Source organism: Shouchella patagoniensis (assembly GCF_002019705.1).
Taxonomy (GTDB): Bacteria; Bacillota; Bacilli; order Bacillales; family Bacillaceae_D; genus Shouchella; species Shouchella patagoniensis.
Genome location: NZ_KV917377.1, coordinates 2988058 through 3006234, shown reverse-complemented (window position 1 = coordinate 3006234; position 18177 = coordinate 2988058). Strand labels below are relative to the sequence as shown.

The 18177-nt window shown below is 34.8% G+C and carries 19 protein-coding genes and 1 pseudogene; 16 read left to right on the top strand and 4 right to left on the bottom strand.

Features of this window, described 5'->3' with window-relative positions:
- Positions 1 to 251 precede the first annotated feature (251 nt).
- From BK584_RS15835 to BK584_RS15805, 7 genes are all read left to right on the top strand, one after another.
- Complete coding sequence (locus BK584_RS15835) at positions 252 to 575, top strand: PadR family transcriptional regulator (protein ID WP_078393470.1); 324 nt, start codon at positions 252 to 254, stop codon at positions 573 to 575.
- On the top strand, positions 572 to 1282 hold the full coding sequence (locus tag BK584_RS15830) for a DUF2812 domain-containing protein (RefSeq protein WP_078393469.1): 711 nt from the start codon (positions 572 to 574) through the stop codon (positions 1280 to 1282). The genes BK584_RS15835 and BK584_RS15830 overlap by 4 nt, the downstream gene beginning before the upstream one ends.
- Positions 1283 to 1508: 226 nt before the next feature.
- Entirely contained in the window at positions 1509 to 2036 is a 528-nt protein-coding gene (locus tag BK584_RS15825; protein WP_078393468.1) for an AAA family ATPase, read from the top strand.
- A 511-nt stretch (positions 2037 to 2547) separates the two neighbouring features.
- The gene (locus tag BK584_RS15820; protein ID WP_245808879.1) at positions 2548 to 3003 is read left to right on the top strand and encodes a MarR family winged helix-turn-helix transcriptional regulator; all 456 of its coding nucleotides are present in this window, start codon (positions 2548 to 2550) and stop codon (positions 3001 to 3003) included.
- Complete coding sequence (locus BK584_RS15815) at positions 3000 to 3650, top strand: nitroreductase family protein (RefSeq protein WP_078393466.1); 651 nt, start codon at positions 3000 to 3002, stop codon at positions 3648 to 3650. The genes BK584_RS15820 and BK584_RS15815 overlap by 4 nt, the downstream gene beginning before the upstream one ends.
- Positions 3651 to 3663: 13 nt before the next feature.
- Complete coding sequence (locus BK584_RS15810) at positions 3664 to 3957, top strand: putative quinol monooxygenase (RefSeq protein WP_078393465.1); 294 nt, start codon at positions 3664 to 3666, stop codon at positions 3955 to 3957.
- Positions 3958 to 4139: 182 nt separating this feature from the next.
- Positions 4140 to 4394, top strand: coding sequence for a hypothetical protein (locus tag BK584_RS15805; RefSeq protein ID WP_078393464.1), 255 nt, complete (start codon positions 4140 to 4142; stop codon positions 4392 to 4394).
- A 374-nt stretch (positions 4395 to 4768) separates the two neighbouring features.
- On the opposite strand, the gene BK584_RS15800 is transcribed toward BK584_RS15805, so the two are convergent.
- On the bottom strand, positions 4769 to 6079 hold the full coding sequence (locus tag BK584_RS15800) for an aminopeptidase (RefSeq protein WP_245808878.1): 1311 nt from the start codon (positions 6077 to 6079) through the stop codon (positions 4769 to 4771).
- Positions 6080 to 6536: 457 nt separating this feature from the next.
- Between BK584_RS15800 and BK584_RS15790 the strand changes: the two genes are divergently transcribed.
- Positions 6537 to 7238 carry a tetratricopeptide repeat protein gene (locus tag BK584_RS15790; protein WP_302466690.1) on the top strand — a complete coding sequence of 234 codons (702 nt, stop codon included), beginning with the start codon at positions 6537 to 6539 and terminating at the stop codon, positions 7236 to 7238.
- A gap of 124 nt (positions 7239 to 7362) precedes the next feature.
- Here BK584_RS15790 and BK584_RS15785 read toward each other — a convergent pair whose 3' ends face one another.
- A complete protein-coding gene (locus BK584_RS15785; RefSeq protein WP_078393461.1) occupies positions 7363 to 8628 on the bottom strand; it encodes an MFS transporter in 1266 nt (421 codons plus the stop codon).
- A gap of 14 nt (positions 8629 to 8642) precedes the next feature.
- Positions 8643 to 9107 carry a hypothetical protein gene (locus BK584_RS15780; protein ID WP_078393460.1) on the bottom strand — a complete coding sequence of 155 codons (465 nt, stop codon included), beginning with the start codon at positions 9105 to 9107 and terminating at the stop codon, positions 8643 to 8645.
- 132 nt (positions 9108 to 9239) lie between these two features.
- Between BK584_RS15780 and BK584_RS25100 the strand changes: the two are divergent.
- From BK584_RS25100 to BK584_RS15745, 7 genes and pseudogenes are all read left to right on the top strand, one after another.
- A pseudogene (locus BK584_RS25100) lies at positions 9240 to 9368 on the top strand (histidine phosphatase family protein); the annotation flags it as partial.
- Between the two features lie 1436 nt (positions 9369 to 10804).
- Positions 10805 to 11404, top strand: coding sequence for a YvcA-related protein (locus BK584_RS15770; protein ID WP_078393459.1), 600 nt, complete (start codon positions 10805 to 10807; stop codon positions 11402 to 11404).
- A 12-nt stretch (positions 11405 to 11416) separates the two neighbouring features.
- Positions 11417 to 13033 carry a DUF6792 domain-containing protein gene (locus tag BK584_RS15765; protein WP_078393458.1) on the top strand — a complete coding sequence of 539 codons (1617 nt, stop codon included), beginning with the start codon at positions 11417 to 11419 and terminating at the stop codon, positions 13031 to 13033.
- Between the two features lie 13 nt (positions 13034 to 13046).
- On the top strand, positions 13047 to 13403 hold the full coding sequence (locus BK584_RS15760; protein WP_078393457.1) for a hypothetical protein: 357 nt from the start codon (positions 13047 to 13049) through the stop codon (positions 13401 to 13403).
- Between the two features lie 265 nt (positions 13404 to 13668).
- Complete coding sequence (locus BK584_RS15755) at positions 13669 to 14088, top strand: VOC family protein (RefSeq protein WP_078393456.1); 420 nt, start codon at positions 13669 to 13671, stop codon at positions 14086 to 14088.
- 110 nt (positions 14089 to 14198) lie between these two features.
- Entirely contained in the window at positions 14199 to 14408 is a 210-nt protein-coding gene (locus BK584_RS15750; protein ID WP_078393455.1) for a DUF805 domain-containing protein, read from the top strand.
- Positions 14409 to 14593: 185 nt separating this feature from the next.
- Positions 14594 to 15286, top strand: a complete 693-nt coding sequence (locus tag BK584_RS15745; RefSeq protein ID WP_078393454.1) for a metallophosphoesterase family protein — start codon at positions 14594 to 14596, stop codon at positions 15284 to 15286.
- A 447-nt stretch (positions 15287 to 15733) separates the two neighbouring features.
- Here BK584_RS15745 and BK584_RS15740 read toward each other — a convergent pair whose 3' ends face one another.
- Positions 15734 to 16327 (bottom strand): TetR/AcrR family transcriptional regulator, encoded by a 594-nt coding sequence (locus BK584_RS15740; protein ID WP_078393453.1) that lies wholly within the window; start codon positions 16325 to 16327, stop codon positions 15734 to 15736.
- Between the two features lie 228 nt (positions 16328 to 16555).
- Between BK584_RS15740 and BK584_RS15735 the strand changes: the two genes are divergently transcribed.
- Positions 16556 to 17710: an FAD-dependent oxidoreductase gene (locus BK584_RS15735; protein WP_078393452.1), complete on the top strand. Its 1155-nt coding sequence runs from the start codon at positions 16556 to 16558 to the stop codon at positions 17708 to 17710.
- Positions 17711 to 18177: the final 467 nt, after the last annotated feature.

Sequence of the window (18177 nt, the reverse complement as noted above, 5' to 3'; positions counted from 1 at the left end):
CAAGATAGGAATAAAAAAAATCATCTTCTAATGAAGTTAAAATATAGAAAGAAGCATTAAATCAAACTGATAAGAAGTCCAGCAAAACGTTTAAATGGTTTAATTAGTCGTTTTTCTACTCCAAGCAAAAAGGAATCCTATAATGAGCATTAAAAGTATATCATTTTACGATATAACATTGACCGATGTATCATAATATGATATATTTATTTTAGATATATCGCTAAACGATACAAAAAGGAGATACCTACTTGAAACAAACAGAGCAACTAACAGACTCAACATTTTATATTATGGCTGCTTTGACTAAACCACGTCATGGCTACGCTATTATGAATCTGATTGAAGAAACAACAGCAGGCATTATAACAATTGGCCCTGCTTCTATGTATACAATCATTAAGAAGTTACTGAAACAAGAGTGGATTTATTTACACGATGGCACAGACACAAGACGAAAAACATACCTTCTTACAGTTAAAGGAACAGAAGTATTAGAAAAGGAAGTGAAACTAAGAAAACTCATGATTCAATTGGCCGAAAATGGACTTAAACTCAAGGAGGCGAGCAAATGAAGAATAGTAAATATATCATGTCGGAGGGATTAGCTTTTGCTGAAGATCTAGATATGCAAAAACTTAAACATTACTCTGCAAAGGGCTGGCACGTTCAAGCTTTTAAATTTATGGGCTACAATCTTCAAAAAGGTGAATCTGCTGATTATATCTACAGTATTGATTATCGTGTATTAAAAGATGGTGAAAAAGACGAATATGTAGATCTGTTTTCACAATCTGGCTGGTCTCATGTTACTTCTCAATTAGACACCCATTTATTCCGTGCACTTCCTGGCACAAAACCCATTTACAGTGATCAAGACACGATCGCACAAAAACACCACAACTTAGGGCGCTCTATGCTATGGACAACTATTTCAATTGTTTTAGTCACAATCATTGCATGGATCGGTCTTTATATAAGCTCAGGTACTTGGCAAAAAATAATAGCAGTGGGTGCAGTTCCACTAAGCATTATAGCAATACTGACAACTTGGACAGTAATGACTATTTACAAAAACAAGTGGAGTGCTGAAGGGAAAAGACGATTGCTTTTATTAACAAAAGCATTCCCACTCCTTCTCATCTTATTAAGCATATTCATTATGTATATGTTTGCAGGCTCAAACAATCCCATTCGTTTATTAGCAAATATGATCATTGGTGCAATGGTTGGAGGCGGTTTTGTATTACTCTTACAGATGTGGGGTCGTAAGAAAGCTTAAGCGGTCTTCATCTGACTACGAAAGCTAGGACCTTCAATGTTTTCATAGAGCTATGTTACGGAAGAATTCTTTGAGTTAGAAGATAAAAAAGCAAAATATTTAAAAAAGTCCTTAGTTTTTTTGAGGACTTTTCTTAATTTCACCATTTATGTATCAATGGCTTACAAGGATTTTAAGTATTGAACATTGAATTACATATGTACATAAAAATGATAGGTGATGAAGAATGAATAACATTTACATACTATCTGGACCCGCCGGAGTTGGTAAATCCACTACTGCAAAGAAACTTGCAAATCAATTTGATCGAAGTGCTTATATTGAAGGTGATTTAATTAATCATATGGTTGTTGGTGGGTACCACCCACCATGGGAAAGTAAAGAACTATTATCATTAACATGGGAAAATATTGCTGATTTAAGTATCAATTTTGTTCAGGCACAAAAAAATGTGATCATTGATTATGTTGCTTTCCCAGAAGAAGTCGAGAAGTTTTCTCAAAAAATTTATAATCAGGTTACAGATGTCGAAATTAAATATATTGTTCTATGGGTGGACGATGCGGAACTGTTAAGAAGAGACGCATTAAGGATTAAAGAATATCAAATGGGCGTAAGATGCCTAGAATTACTGGATGAGTTTGAACGTAAAGGAGTAAACAAACGCTTTATCTATAATACAACTCACATACACCCATCAAACTTAAATGAACTTCTTTCGATTATAAGAGAAAATCCTAGATTCATATTTTGAATCTTATTACCGGGCTTTAGTTGACGGAGTCGCAAAGCCCCTCATCATGTTCCAAAAATCATGGGAGTAACCTAATAGTGATTACTCACCTTTTTTCTCAATCACGATTCCTTCCTTTTTTAGAACAATGTCTGAAAAATTTTGTGCGATAGGTTTAACCATTTTTTCTTTTTAATTAACATTTGGGAGAATAAAGGCTCGAATTCACCTGAGTAAGAAATCACTTTCACCTCTTTATTAGCTATTTCATTACGGACAGTCGAAATAGGTAATGCTGCGAAGCCAATACCACTCTTTACAACTTATTTTATCGCCGTATTACTCCATAATTCCATCGTTTGAAATTTCTTATGGTTTCATTTTATTAGGTACTCCCCAAACCAGTCGAGTCCCTACTCTTTTTTGATGCAAAATGGGTTGACATACGTATTTCAAAATCATATTATTGACCTATCAATTATTGATGCGTCAATTATTGATAGGTCAACTTTAATGAAAAGAGGTTATGCCAGTGACTGCTTGTACCGTTCGTTTGCAAATTTTTTTGCAGCTGCAAGCTGTGAATAAGGAACTTTGCTCAAAGTTCGAGTCATGCCTAGGATCCAGCCCTTCCCGTGTGGAGATTCTTCATTATTTATTGCAGCATGATGAAGTGGCCCAATCAGCATTACAAAAAGAAGTTAATATTGATGCCGCCGCTGTTACTAGACATTTAAAGCAACTTGAAGCTGCCGGGACAATTGTGCGCTATAAAAAGGAAGATGATCAACGAGCTACATGGGTGAAACTGGAGGAAGAAGCGAAGCGTCACATCGAGCAATCTTATAAAGAAAAAAGTCAATTCGTGAAAGAGACCCTTGCTGGATTTTCAGAAGCAGAGCTAGAACAATTTTTGCAAATGCTGAGTAGAGTCAGTGATAATGTGTCGCACGTCACGAAGAATCAATTAGGAGGAGAAAACAAATGAATCAAACATCAACATCTCTATATAATAAAGAAGCTTTCCTACAAATCGTTCAGGATCGTCGTTCCATCCGTGGTTATGACGAAAACGTAAAAATTAGCAAGGAAGAAATGGCTGAAATGCTTACAGCTGCGACTAAGGCTCCATCATCAGTCAACTTACAACCTTGGCGTTTTGTTGTAATTGAAACTCCTGAAGCAAAAGCAAAGCTTGCTCCACTTGCAAAATTCAATCAACAGCAAGTAAAAACGTCTTCTGCAGTAATAGCTGTCTTTGCTGACATGAATAACCTTGACTACTTGGAAGAAATTTATGGGAAAGCGGTAGAGCAAGGTCTAATGCCCCAAGAAGTAAGAGATTCGCAAGTACCTGCTATTCGTAATCTACTTTCTGGTATTACAGAACAATATAATAAGGAAACCATTCTTATCGATAGCGGTTTAGTATCGATGCAGCTAATGCTGACTGCAAAAGCATATGGTTACGATACATGTCCGATTGGCGGATATGAGAAAGATCAAATTGCAGAAGCATTTGATTTGGATAAAGAACGTTATGTTCCAGTCATGCTCCTTTCCATCGGGAAAGCAGTAGATACAGGTTACAAATCCTATCGTATGCCTGTAGAACAAATTACAGAATGGAAATAAGGAGTGAAGAATTATGATTATCATTCACGCTAGAATGTCGGTTAAACCAGAGAGTAAGGAAGAATTTCTTCAAGAAATCGAAGCAGTAATAGAAGCAAGCCGTGCTGAAGCTGGCAATACCAGCTACGACCTATTCCAGGATCCAAAAGAGACTACCAACTTTGTTATGGTAGAAAATTGGAAAGACATGGAGGCAGTCCAAGCGCATAATACAAGCAGCCACTTTCAAAAATTCATCGCTGCTGCTAAAGAAATGCTAAGCACTCCACTGCAAGCGGATGTTTATCAAGCTGAGAAAGTAAATTAATTAAAAAGGATGACCTTCATGGTCACCCTTTTTTCTTTGGTGCTGGCTCTATTCTGCTTGCTTTGTAAGTAAGATTTGTTCCTTTCTTATTCTTTTTTTGTTCATTTTACTTAACGACTATTCATTATTACGTTTAGAGCGTATACTCAATGTACAAAAATTCTAAATTGGAGTGATCATTTATGGATAATTTTATACCGGACATTGATCCTTTTATTTTCCAGTTAGTTACCGTGCCTGCTTTAACAATTGGCATAGGAGTTACAATTTCAATGCAACTAAATAGAATTTCGCCGGCTCCTATCATCACATTTTTATTAGTCGCTACAACTGAGTGGCTTGTTATCGGACGAATTACCAGTTGGTCTTGGATACTCCCCCTAGTTCCCTTGATTATTGTTGGACTGATAGCATTTATAAAAAAATATAGCATATAGCTAAATGACGAAACTCAAGTAAAGAGATCAATGAAAATACAACCATTCTGCTACAGCGTTATTTTTTAACAGGTTTCATAAAGAAAGAATTCTGCCCCACAGGTCATATATCTCCCTTCTCCTGATCTCCTTCCGACTTAGAAAGTACACTTGTTGTTCGCATACCATGAAAGCTATTAATTACATGAATATTTCACGCTACTGTACCAGAGTCATATAAAACGGAGCTACACTCATGAATTTTGGACAAAACTTATATAACCGGTTTTTGACAATACGCAATTTTTAGCCTTAACAGCCATCGGCGTGATTGGACTCTATTTAGCGTTTAAACTAACTAAACCTATTTACTTCCACTGTATTAAGTAGCCAAATTAGAATTGAAAATCCCCATCCTTCATTAACAGGACTTCAGTTCCTTCTTCTTTAATACCTACTACTATCATATCTTCGGTACCAAAGGTCACATTGACTAACAGGAGCGAAGTATTAAGGCCGGCTTCTCTCAACTCTACCTCCGATAGGTTGCTGCCATTCTGAAGATTAGAAGGGGAGGCGTTTCCGATTCCAATATGGCAGGCCGTATTTTCATCAAATAAGGTATTGTACAAGAGCGTATCTGCCTGAGAAAGAGGAGAATTGTTAGAGACCAAGGCAATTTCACCTAGATAATATGAACCTTCGTCTGTTTCGATGAGACTTTGTAATGTTTCTTGCCCAGTGGCGGCATAATAGTCAGTAATCCGTCCATCTTTAAATATTAGGTAAAAATCATCGATGACACTTCCCCCATAGATAAGCGGTTTAGTGGCTACTAGTTTGCCATTTACCTTATTTTTATGGGGAGCGGAAAATATTTCCTCTGTAGGAATGTTCGGAAAGGACGGTATTCCCTTTTTATCTATAACACCTCCGCCGATATAGAGGTGATTTTTAGGCATGCCTACGAATAAATTAGTTCCTCGGCTACTCGTAAAATGAAGGGCTTCGAATTGGCTGTCGTTTAGGATTTTTTTTCGGGACTCGAAGGCTCTGGCATGATTTTCCCAGTCTTTTATAGGATTTTTCCCATCTGCCCGAGCGCCTTGTAAGATTAATTGCCATAATGATTGCAGTGCTTCCTCTTTACTTAAGTGGGGAAATACTTTAGTTGCCCATGCAAAGCTCGGTACAGCTAGAAGACACCAGCGTATCTCATAGGATCTAGTTTTTGCGTAATGAGTCTTCAACTTGGTGCGAGAAGCTTTTTGGAAGTGGCTCATCCGTTCTGAGGAAACCCCCTTAAATAAATCTAAGTTTTCAGAAATAACATGGATGTAAGCAGCACCCGCATCATCCCACTCCTTAAAACGGGCAGCTTGCCAGTCCGGAAATTGATCGATAACGTCATCTGCTGCGTGTAAATAAAATTCTTTGGTGGACTGTTCATCTGTCCAATCCATAACCACATTTGAAGCTCCCGCATCATAGGCTGCCGTTTGGATTAGACGTGCAAACGTAACATTTTCTATGTCACTATGAATAATTACTAATTGATTCTTTTGCACATTTACACCCATCCGTACAGCAAGCTCTGCATACTTTTTCAACTGTTCTTGACTAACAAGTTCATATTTCCCTTTAATCATCGCATACTCAGCTCCTAACTCTTTAGCCCATTCTACCATTGTTTTTAAAGCAAACATAGACACTTCAACTTAAAGTATCTATTACATATTTAATCTCTATCGGTTCCGTTGGCTGGAAATAGGTAAGGATCTAGCGTTTGAAAAGTGAGTAGAGCAAATGCTTATTTCAGCTGCCCGAATACTTTCCTCTTAATTCTTATATCGATACGTTCCTTTCTTTGGTCTATGAAAACCAAGGTCTTCAAATCCCACTATAGATAATTCATTTAGTAATACTGTAGATAAAACGCTAATCAAATATTGTGTGCCAGCTCCAATAAAAATTTGATCAGGCTCGCACTTTACACCTATTGATTCAAAAAGATATTGCATAATTTCATAGCGTAAATCGTACTCCCCCTGTGGGTCTCCAGTAAACAAATTTTACTCATTCTTCATACACTCCACACTAATAGTATACCTAATTTTCAAAATAAAATGTTTGGCATCGATTTTCCCGTAATGGTACAGTTGCATTATTAGTAGAGATGTAAAACAAGCTCAACGTCTAAAAACCGAGACTGAAAGTAAAGTGGATAGAATGAAGGAAGATGACAAGATGCTTTCTTATTACCAATTGGTCGCCTTCAGACATGATTTACTTATTGAATCTTATCAAAAACTAGATATGGAACTACCTAACTATCATCAAATTGAGTCTTCTACGGATGACTACCTTCATTTCATGTATTACTTCGTGTCCGGCCAAGTTGAATTTATAAAGGGCAGGTACAAATCAGCGATTCGTTCATATAAAATTGCTGAACGTTTAATCGAAAACGTAAATGATTCAATTGAGAAAGCAGAGTTTTATCAAAGACTAGGTTTTAGTTACTACCGTATTGATCAATATACATTTGCTGCCTCGTATATGGAACAAGCACTTGAGATTTTCGAAAAGAATGCCAACCTCAAAGAACGAGAAATCAACTCAAAAATCGTATTAGCTGCAATAAATACTGAATTAACTAGGTACGATGACGCGGAAATCATTTATAATGAAATTTTAGAATCATCTAGACCTTATCCATTTACACACGGTCTTATTTTGAGAAATATTGGTCTTAATAGAGTTACACAACGGAAATTAGAAGAAGCAGTTTCATTTTTTGAAAAAGCGCTCAAGGTAAAGGAACATCTTAACTCTACTTTCGGTACTAAAACACTTTTTGGTTAAACTGTACGGTTTCTATTTTTCAAATAGTTGAAAACTTATCATCTATCGTCTGTAAGCTTTTTACGGGTTGAATGAGCTATCGTTAAAACCCAGTCCTTTTTTCTATGTTCTCTCCTTCGTAGCGCTATGATTTATATAGAATGTTTTTGTGTGATTTGAAGAATTTGTAAGCTACGAAGAAACTAGTAATGTAGACTATCATACACAAAATGTATGGTAGCCTAAGGGCTATTTCTAGACCGAATGGATTTTCAAGAATACTCACTATTAATCCTCCAAATAGCATGCCAAAAGGAGTAACTCCCATTGAGACTAATCTAAAAACACTAGTGACTCTACCTAATATTTCTTGATCCACTATTCTTTGTATTAAAGAAAGTCTAAAAACATTCCAGATAACAACTGAGTACGCGGCAAAAATATAAAGTATTGTAACCACATATATATTATTAGTAAAGCCAACAAAACCCAATGCTAATCCCATACATATAATAGAGAGCAACATCCCATTATTTGCAGCTAACTTTATTTTACTTGCTGTTTGTCCAGCAACTATACTTCCTATTGACGTTAATACCATTAATAGACCAAAACCGCCGGCATTTAGATTAAGAACATTTTGAACGTAAAGAACTTGTGTTGACAAGATTCCAGCATACATCATTGAAATACCTATGGAGATTAATGACAGACCTCTTAAAAATTTATTTCTCCAAACAAATTTAATGCCGAAAGTCTGTTCTTCTTTTAATACTCTCCATTTAGACTTGTATTTTGAGTCGGGTAATTTATATGTACTTGAAGGTAATTTTGAATAACTTATCATTAAAAGCAGGGGTATACTTAATAATGCCGTAAAAGCATCAATTAGTATGGGTAAGAAAAGTGCAATAGTTATTATTAATCCACCAATACCTTGTCCAAGAAGATCACTGGTTATCATTCTTGTACTAAATAAATTACCATTAGCCTTTTCGTAATTAGCGTTGTCTACTAAATTAGGGACTATTGTTTGTGTAGAACTATCAAATAAAACTTTAGCAGTTCCAATAAAAAAACATAAAATAACTAAGGATGGAAAACTCAAATTATCAAAGTATATCAACAGACAAAAAATAAGTAATGTCATAAACCTGAATACACTAGTGAACAGCATAACGTAAATGTTTGAATACCGATCTAATATAACCCCTGTCGGTATAGTAAATAACAACCAAGGTAAAAACATAAACACTGAAATTAAAGAAATGTATAGAGCATTATCAGTTATTCCAGTAGCTATCCAAGGTATAGCAATAATAGTTAAACCATCACCAATACCATTTAGTGCAACCGTTGACAATAAAAAAGAATAATTTCTTCCGAGTCCTTTTCCAAGTCTTTTTTTCATGTTGTAATTCCCACCTAATTCCGATATGATTTTAAGATTATATCAGCTAGATTTAATATTTTGGGTTCAAGGTGTGAAGATTTAGCAAATGGGTTCGTAACAAACGAAAATAGTTGAGTGAACGCAATATTAACAAACCAATACTTATTCCTCCTAATGAATTGATCCGAATTCATTACTAGCCAATCAAAAAACCAATCCACTCCTGTTGAATTAGAAAAGGCCAACGCACCAATATTATCAGGTAAGAATGAAGCTTCTGTTAAATCTTTATACAGAAACCAATTTGTAATGATTTCACCTTTTACTGGATCATAGAAAAGCTTCTTTACCTCTTCTCCAGATGCTACTTGCTTAATTCCACAATCTTTTAATCCTTGGTTTAAAAGATTAATAAATGATGGCCAACGATTGTACATCTCATTATCAATATCCAATCTAGTAGCAATTTGGAAATTCTCTTCCTTAACAACAGCCATCTCTTCTTCCAATGGTTTAGCAAGATCAAATCTGATAGGGTATAACTCAAAATATATTCTATCTAAATCCTTATAATGACTATAATCAGTTTGAATATGCTTTAAGTTTAAGGGCCTTTGACTAGCAATTAAATGCCAATGAACATGGATTACTACTTTAAAATAGGGGATACAGGGATTAGTATGATTGAACTTACAGATACAAATAAAGATAAAGTAATTCATTTTATCAACGATACAAATCACTTAGAATATATATAAACGAAAATTCCATTATCTCTCATTTCTAATGTCATATACGATATTATCCTCTCCTTCCTATTGTCAAGATATGCATAACGATATTGCTACCTTTAATTTCCGCTGTAAGAGTCGTTAGTTGGGCGAAACAAGTCTCCCCTAAGCACCCTTTTATGCAGAAATAGGATGAATCTATTGCCGACAACACACTTTAATACAGTAAAGGTTTGCAATTTCTTTTTGGTTAAAGAAACAGAATCTCTCATTCTTAGAAAAGCCTAATGTGACAGCACTTACGAGCCTGTTAAAAATAGTAAATTACTGAGCACCACCAATCTAATACCTTACCATTTCTGTATCAGAGGTTTTACGCGGCGTATACTTTTCCATAAAGCCCATGATTAAAGGATTGATGGTGCCTCTCTCTCCTGTTAGATCTCATTCATTCCATCTGTTTGTAATTAGTTTGTTAGCAATTTGGTTTGCAGATTAGTTAGCACATTATAATAGTAGAAACTCGATCAATTTATAGGAATTATCCATTAAAATATACCTCACAGTTCAACTTTATCTATCAAAGCCTCTTGTTCAAGAGTTTCACCTAGCAATCGGTTTAGTATTTCTTCGTGTTTTCACCTAATTGTAATTAGAGATTTAAAATCTTGTTTGAACGTTTCTCAAACTCCATTTAATCCTCATTCTCAACTTAAATTATTATAAGCTAAACAAAAAAATATAAACAGTTTAACTTATTAGCTTAATCAAATTAATTCATTTGCTATTTGTGGTCTAATTCCATATTTTCCTATATAATTGTAAATGGAACCTGCTCACCATTTTAAGGTCGGTGAAAGACATGAAAAAAACTTAGATAATACTCGTTGTTGTTCTAAGTGTTGGTATTGTAGGAGTTTTTATTGTAACACCATTAATGAGTTCGAGTGACATCGCTTTAAGAAACTCATATACAAGAAGCTTTTTACAAGAAGAAGTCGAAAATCACTTCCTCGAATCGCAAAACCGACACTGAGCCAAAGAAGATTAGGTTAGTGCCGTTAGTTATCAGAGTGTGTTTTCCTTTATATGAGCAATCATCAAAAAGGTTGTTTAAATGGGTTTGTACTGCTCCTGAAGTTCTTATAAAGAAGTGGAGGGAACAGATATCATCACTCTATCTCCATCTCAACACGAAGCCAATCGTTACTTTGCTTTGGTGGTTAATGACGATGGGAATAAATTAATAACCACTACATATCGCTTAAAATGTCTTGAGCAAGAGATATGCAAGATTGATACAACAAAAGAAAAGACTTTTTTATTAAACCTTTTTCGTTTCATTAGACTTTATTTTAGTCTTCAAATCATTACAAAAGAAAATCATAAAGGTGGGAGTTATTTTGAAAAAAAGCATCTTTATTTCCGCCGTAGCACTTTTACTTGTGATAGGAGGAATATTTATGGCACGAGCAATGAACCAACCAGATGATATCGCTTTGAGTGACCGCTTTACAAGCAGCTTCTTACAAGAAGATGTCAAAACAGATGAAGGCTTTCACTTCTTCGAATCACAAAATGAACACTATTCCATGTGGTACCCAGAAGGCTTTTATCTTCAGGGTGAGCCACCGTCGTATATTAGTAAGGATCATTATGAATTGCTGAATTTCTATGAGGACGGCGCAGATTCGAACGGGATTGAACGACATATACAAATTAGGTTTTCTGGGGAACTAACTCCCAAATTAATAAAAACTGATTTAAGTCTGCTTCTTGATGATTTTGCTTACAACGACGAATATATAGAATTAAATCACGACTCGAATAAAATCTATTACGGTTCATCGCATAAAAAAATGGATGGAACAGAAGTTATTACGTCTTCTCCATCTAAACATGAGGCAAATCGACACTTTGCTTTAGTCGTAAATAAAGATGAAACAAAATCTGTGACCATCGCTTACCGATTAAATTGTATTGGTCAAACGACGTGTGAAATAGAAACTGAAAAAGAGAAAACTTTCTTTGAGACGTTTATTAATCATATTAAATTCCGTTAGAAGGTGAAAAAGATGGAGTTTACACCAGAATTACGAAATGACTTGACAAAGTTACAATATGAGAATGGAGAAGTCTTATCCAAAGAAACCGTAGAAGGTTTACTTATTGATCATGAAATAAATCACATAAATTCTGAGGACATATACATCTACGATAGCAATAACATGGATCTTTTTAACAAGAAAGGTAGTTCTTCTGGTTTTGACGGAGCCGCTATTCATGTTTATAACAAAGAAGATAATATTAATGAAATCTATTATATAGCTCGTGGAACTGAGCTTAGTCAGCTACAAGATATTATTTACAATGCAATTGGCGTAACTGCGGGTGCCTCTAATGACCAAATTTTAGATGCAACGAGATTTTATGAGAATGTCGAAAAAGAAGTATCAAACAAACTTCCAAATGAAGAAAAATCTACATTAGAACGGTTTGGAGATGGGCACTCTCTAGGAGGGCATGTCATTATAAGCCTAGCTCTAATCAATAAAGAATTCACCGATGTTAGAGGATTAAATGATGCGCCAGTTAACTTGAAACAAATGGCGAATATTGACGCTGATTTCAACGACTTTCTAACTTTTCAAGCTGGAACTTCTGATATTGAAAAAATACCAAATGATCAACTAGAACTTTTCGCCCGCGAATTTTATGCCGACCAGGCTCAGAACATCACGCATGTACGCGTCAAAGGAGAACCACTTTACGCTCAACTTATTCCTAATACATTTTATGCAGGAAACAAAATTCAATATGTTGGTGATATGGGGGCACCGGAATTCCCAAACCTTTTCGAGTCTGATACTGGAAAAATAGGAATCTTCCACAACCTATTAATACCAGGTAAAACCATACTTGATAAGTTTATATATAACCAGTCCTTAAACTTGACGATGAACTACTTTGGGCATGTTGGGGAAAATAATTCAGTAGACGACATCAATGACAAGCTTGTCCAATCAAAAAACCGGGCAGTTGGTATTTATAATGTCTTAACTCCAAATCAACGAATTCGGTTAGGTATCGGTGCTGGTGCGACTATGCTTGTCGGTGGCGTCGGAGCTCTTTCCAATAGTGCATTTGCTAACAAGGCTTGGGACATTTATTCCGCGAGAGGGCAATTCGATTTGCACAGCATTTCAACCCTTATTGAACATTACAAGACGGGTGAGATTACCACTTATCATCTTGAACCAGGAACAAGTACACATATTCTTGTTAACCAAGACGTCTTGTTCAATGCGCTACAATCGTTAGAAACTGCATTAGAGGACAAGCGCGAGGCTGTACAAGAGCTTCTTTCTTATCGTGAATGGGATGTGCCAGAACTTGCTTTTGAATACCGTGAAAAATTGAACGGCATTATGAGCAACAAAGAAGCCAATTGGCCAGCTTTCCTCAGTGAAGCTGGGCATAGTTATGGCAAAAACGCAATTTATAAACCAACTGGAGTGACATTTCGGCGTGAATTTGACCCTTTAGATAATCAAGTAAACGAAAATTTAGATCTTATGATAGAACTGTATCAACAAGATATTAGTGAACTTGAAAGTATAATAGATGCCTATAAAGAAACAATGCATGTGTTATTTGATACTGACATTGAGTTAGCTGCAAAACTTCGATAAGGAGGTATACATAATGTTCGATTGGCTAAATCCTAATGTAGGTACATATAAATTCTCTTTTGATGAAACTAGCTTTGAAGAAAACGCCCGTACTAAACTTAGCCGTATTCGAGACAAGATGGATACAACTTCGGTTCGGTTAAAACATACCGAAACCATACTCGCAGATCAAGATGGGGAATTTGTTAAAAGTTTGCTTGAGCGTCTAAACGATTTAGTAATAGCAAGCGAAGTAAAAGATGTCAGTATAAACACAGCAAGCCTATTGCATTCAGCAACTTTTACAGACAACATATCGGATTACCATAAGCAAAAATATGATATTCATACAGAGTTGGATCAAGAGGCATTAAAGCTTACCTTAAAATAACAACCTATTCGTATACAAGTTCCTTGAGCTTGTATATTTTTGTAGTTACCAAATTGAGCAATCTCCTTTTTCACTTATTCCTCCAAAAAATGCAATCTCTTATCATGAATATCAGCATTTTAACGTAATAAAGGTTTGTAATTTCTCTTCCGAAAAGATTATTATAATCCCCCATAAAGAAAAAGCCTATTATAACAGTGCTTTGGAAGGAGAAAAGTATACAAAAAGCGAAATAACTCTAAATATTAAATTAGGAGGTTTTGTTATGGACGAAAAATTATTGAGGATTGGAACTACTTACATTCCAGTAACAAATGTAGGAAAATCATCTGAATGGTACATGAATAAATTAGGTGCAGATTTATCTTATAAAGATGAAGATAAAGCTATTCTAAACCTTGCAAACCAAAGTATTTTTCTAATTAAATCAAACGAAAATCAAACTTCTAATTTTATTGATATTTATGGTGAAGAACGCTTTTCTTTAACATTCGAAGTAAATGGATTGGAATCTTTGAAAGAACTACATAAAGACTTTATAGCGAATGATATTAGAGTTGGGGATATTGAAAACCGAGGACATACTGGAAGGAATTTTGTTTTTTATGATCTAAATGGTAATAAATTCGATGTATGGAGTGAACTTAGCCCACTTTTCAAAGAAAGATATTTAATCTCAAAATAAAAATGAAATATTATTATTGAATGGGGGCTTTAAACAGTCTGGTATTGAAATGTTTTGTTTCTTATTTACTGGGAATATCAACCATAAGACAAAATCATGGAGGATGTTATATGGCTTCTTTTAAAGGAAGAGCTCGACATTCAAGATTTCAAGGTATTATGGGCACAATTTTCGTTCTCCCTATAATTACTGTTCTTGGCTTATTAGACGTTATTCCAGTGTCTAACACGCTTTCATGGCTTGCTCTTGGTGTCTTCGTTGTTGGCTTGATTGTACTTATTGTTTCTTTTAAGGGTAAAAATCCAGCAAATGAAACATGACCTAAAAGGCATTCATTCAGGCTGTCTTTTTTACCTCTCACTTTATAGATACTACGAAGTTTGCCTTCTAAATTTATAGGGGCAGCTTTTTCCTTTTGGAGCTAACGGGGCGGGTTAATGTTACAAGGAAAACAATACCAATTTGTAGAATTACTTAATATAAAATATATGGAAGGTGATTACAAATGCGAGTTGCTGCAATATACGATATACATGGTAATTATCGAGCGTTAGAAGCTGTTTTAAAAGAAATTAAAAATGAAAACGTAGATAAGATAATTGTTGGGGGTGATTTGGCTTGGGGTCCACAGCCTAAGAAAGTCATAGACAAACTCTTTGCATATAAAGACGAATTTATCTTTATTATGGGTAATGGTGATCGGGAGTTATTTGAACACTATAAAAACCCAAAACGAGTAGAAAATATGGTTGGCGAATTAAACCAGTGGTGTGTTGAGCAACTATCAACTAAGCAACTTGAATGGTTAGGTTCATTTAAATTTTCACATGTAGAAGGTAATAATTTATTTATACATGGCTCTCCTAGAAGCGATACGGAGGCTATAAGGTTACATACTCCTGAAAATGAAGTTTATGAGATGATTAAAAATGAAAATCAAACCGTTATCATTTGTGGTCATACCCACATTCAATTTAAAAGGGATATTTCATCTAAGAAAGTCATTAACGCAGGCAGTGTTGGATTACAGAGCAGAGCCAAAGGAGCCTGTTGGTTGTTAATTGACTCTGATAAATGTAATTTAAGGATAACCGAATATGATTTTAAGAATGCAGCAAAAGAGATTTTGTTGGATGGCTGCCCATATAAAGAAGATTTTGCTGACCATGTTGAAAACCCTCCTTACGAAGGTCCATAAATACTAAGTTCTTATTTCAACTTACGGGTGCTTTAGTTTAAGAGAACTACGAATTTATACTAAAATAAGGATAAGTTTATCATGACCTTTCACAATTTAATGTAATAAAGGTTTGCATTTCATTTTTGAATAAAACTTAAAGACTTCCTATTACTGAAAAAGCCTAATGTGACAGCACTTACACAGGTGTAATAAAATACCAATTCGCTAAGCCCCACCACTTTATACCTTACCATTTCTGTATCAGGGGTTTTGCATGGACTTCACTTTTCCGTAAAGCCCATTAATACTGGATTGTTGGCGCCTTTCTTCCCTGCTAGATCTCATTAATTCCATCTGTTTGTAATTAGATTGTTTGCGTTTTGGTTTGCAGATTAGATAGCACGGCAGGGTACTAGAAACTCTGTCTCAGATAAGTTCAAAACATCTTTTCAACACTCATTAAAGTTATGCTTTTAAGCCTTCAACAAAAATCTCTATCGCACTAGAATAAAGGTTACTTTGGTCTTCTTGTGTTTTATAACCAAAAAAGAAAGAATCGCTTAAAGAAGAAATCAGATTGAACAAGATAATGCTAGTGTTATCAATATTTAAATCAGCTTTAAACTCACCAGACCTTTTCCCTTCTTCGAGGATCTCCGTAATTATATCCATTTCAGGTTTGAACATATTTATAATGGAGGTAATCTCATCAGACTTCACAGAAACTAAATATTCAGGAATAGTCTTCGTTAAAGGTTTTTGATGTTCTACACTATTTAGTTTAGCCCAGGAATATAATTTTTCTTCAGCATTTAATGCTTTGATTGAAAGTGTTCTCCATTTATTAACAAATTCATTCGACGATTGAGTGAGGCAGTAAAGATACAGTTCTTCTTTGTTTTTAAAATGATAATATATTGTACCTTTACTTAAATGAGTGTCATTTTTTATATCTTTCATTGAAGTTGCAGTATAACCTTTGTATTCAAAAATTTTAGTTGCTATATCTTTAATAAACTTTTTTGTGTCTTTACTATTTGTTCCAATTGGTCTGCTCATAGTTCCTCCTGAAATTCACTTTAATTGTATTCTAATTTTATACTAAATCATTAATCAACTGCCATTAATCGAATTTAATGAGGTTATTAACAATCTATACTATACAGTGTTAAACTAATTTTACCATTTAATTGACCGAACGTCCGGTTAATGTTAATATAAATTTCGAAAGGTTATTTTTTTAACCCTATTCGGACGTTTGTCCGATAAACCATAAGGAGTGATATTATGAATAAAAAAGTAGTTATTGTAGGCGGAGGTCTAGCCGGTCTCACTATGTCACTATTCCTAAAAAAAGCGAATATTGAAAGTGTTATCTATGAACAAGCCCCTGCTTTTGGTAAAGTAGGCGGGCATTTTCTTATTCATCCTGATGGTGTAAGAGTTCTGGAGCAATTAGGACTAGGTGAAGAAATAAAAAAGAATAGTCACCAGCTAATTGATTTTAAAGCAATGGATAAAAACGGGAACCCTTTATTTGAGGAACCTGAGCTAGATATAGAACCCGATGAGATGCCATACCTTATCAATATTGCTCGTTTCCATTTAATTGATATTTTGTATAAAAAAATTCAACAAGAAGGTATCAAAATAAATTTTGGAAAAAGATTAAAATCATTCGAAGAAGAAAGTGATCAGATTAATGTTTCCTTTGAAGACGGAACAGAGGAACAAGGAAGCCTGCTAATCGGAGCAGATGGTGTACGTTCCAAAACACGTTCAATCTTATTCCCATTCCCAAGTTATCCTTTAAAGTATAGTGGCAAATGGGCAGTATATGGGATGCTTAACCCAGAAAAGATTGGTAAGAATAAGGATTATTTTACGACGGATACATCGTTAATGTATTTCCATGACAATTTCAATTTTTTTGTATCCAAACACCATCCAACAGATAATGAGATTTCTTGGTCAATGATTGTTCAAGAGGAGAGAAAGATCGCTAAGAAACATTTTGAAAGAAAGCCAATTGAATTGTTTAGATCAGAGTTGGCTGATAGATTCTCTGATTGGGATGCGCCACTTAAAGACTTAATCAGTAACACAGATAATTTTATTCCTAAACAGCTCTATAGAGTAGATTTAATTCAAGATTACTCTAATGGAAGAGTTGCATTAATTGGAGATGCTCTCCACACGGCAGATCCTAATGCGGGAATGGGTACGACATTAGGGTTAGAAGATGCCATGTACCTTTCTAAAATGCTTAGAGATCATGATGATTATGAAGATGCCTTTTATTATTTTGAATATGATCGTAAAAGTAGAGCAAAAAAGGTATTTGAAAGTGCTTCAATATTAGATCATCTTGATATGGAGAATGTCGAGAACATTGCATTTCTAAATGAAGGTTCTAATATTAGTTGGGATAAAAGCGAATAATATTATAATCTAAGAACACACTTAATAAACTAACGGGGCTTTACCGAGATAAGGTAAGCCTCTTTACAAAAAAGGTCTAATTCATTGCTTGCCATCACACTTTAATGCGGTAAAGGTTTGCATTTTCATTTCTTATAAATAAAAAGGCTTTTCCATTAGTGAAAAAGCCTAATATGGCAGCACTTACGAAGCTGTTAAAAATTAGAAATCACTGAGCACCACCACCAGATACCTTACCATTTCTGTATCAGTGGTTTTACACAGGCTCCACTTTTCCATGAAGCCCATGAGTATAGGATTGTTGGTGTTCCTCTCCCCTGTTTGATCTCGTTAATTCCGTCACTTTGTGATTGGTTCGTTAGCAATTTAGTTTGCAAATTACTTAATTTAAATAGCACTCAAAAAATTATTGCAATAAGAAAACCAATGACCTATAAATTGTTATAAAGAATCCTTTAATAAAACTA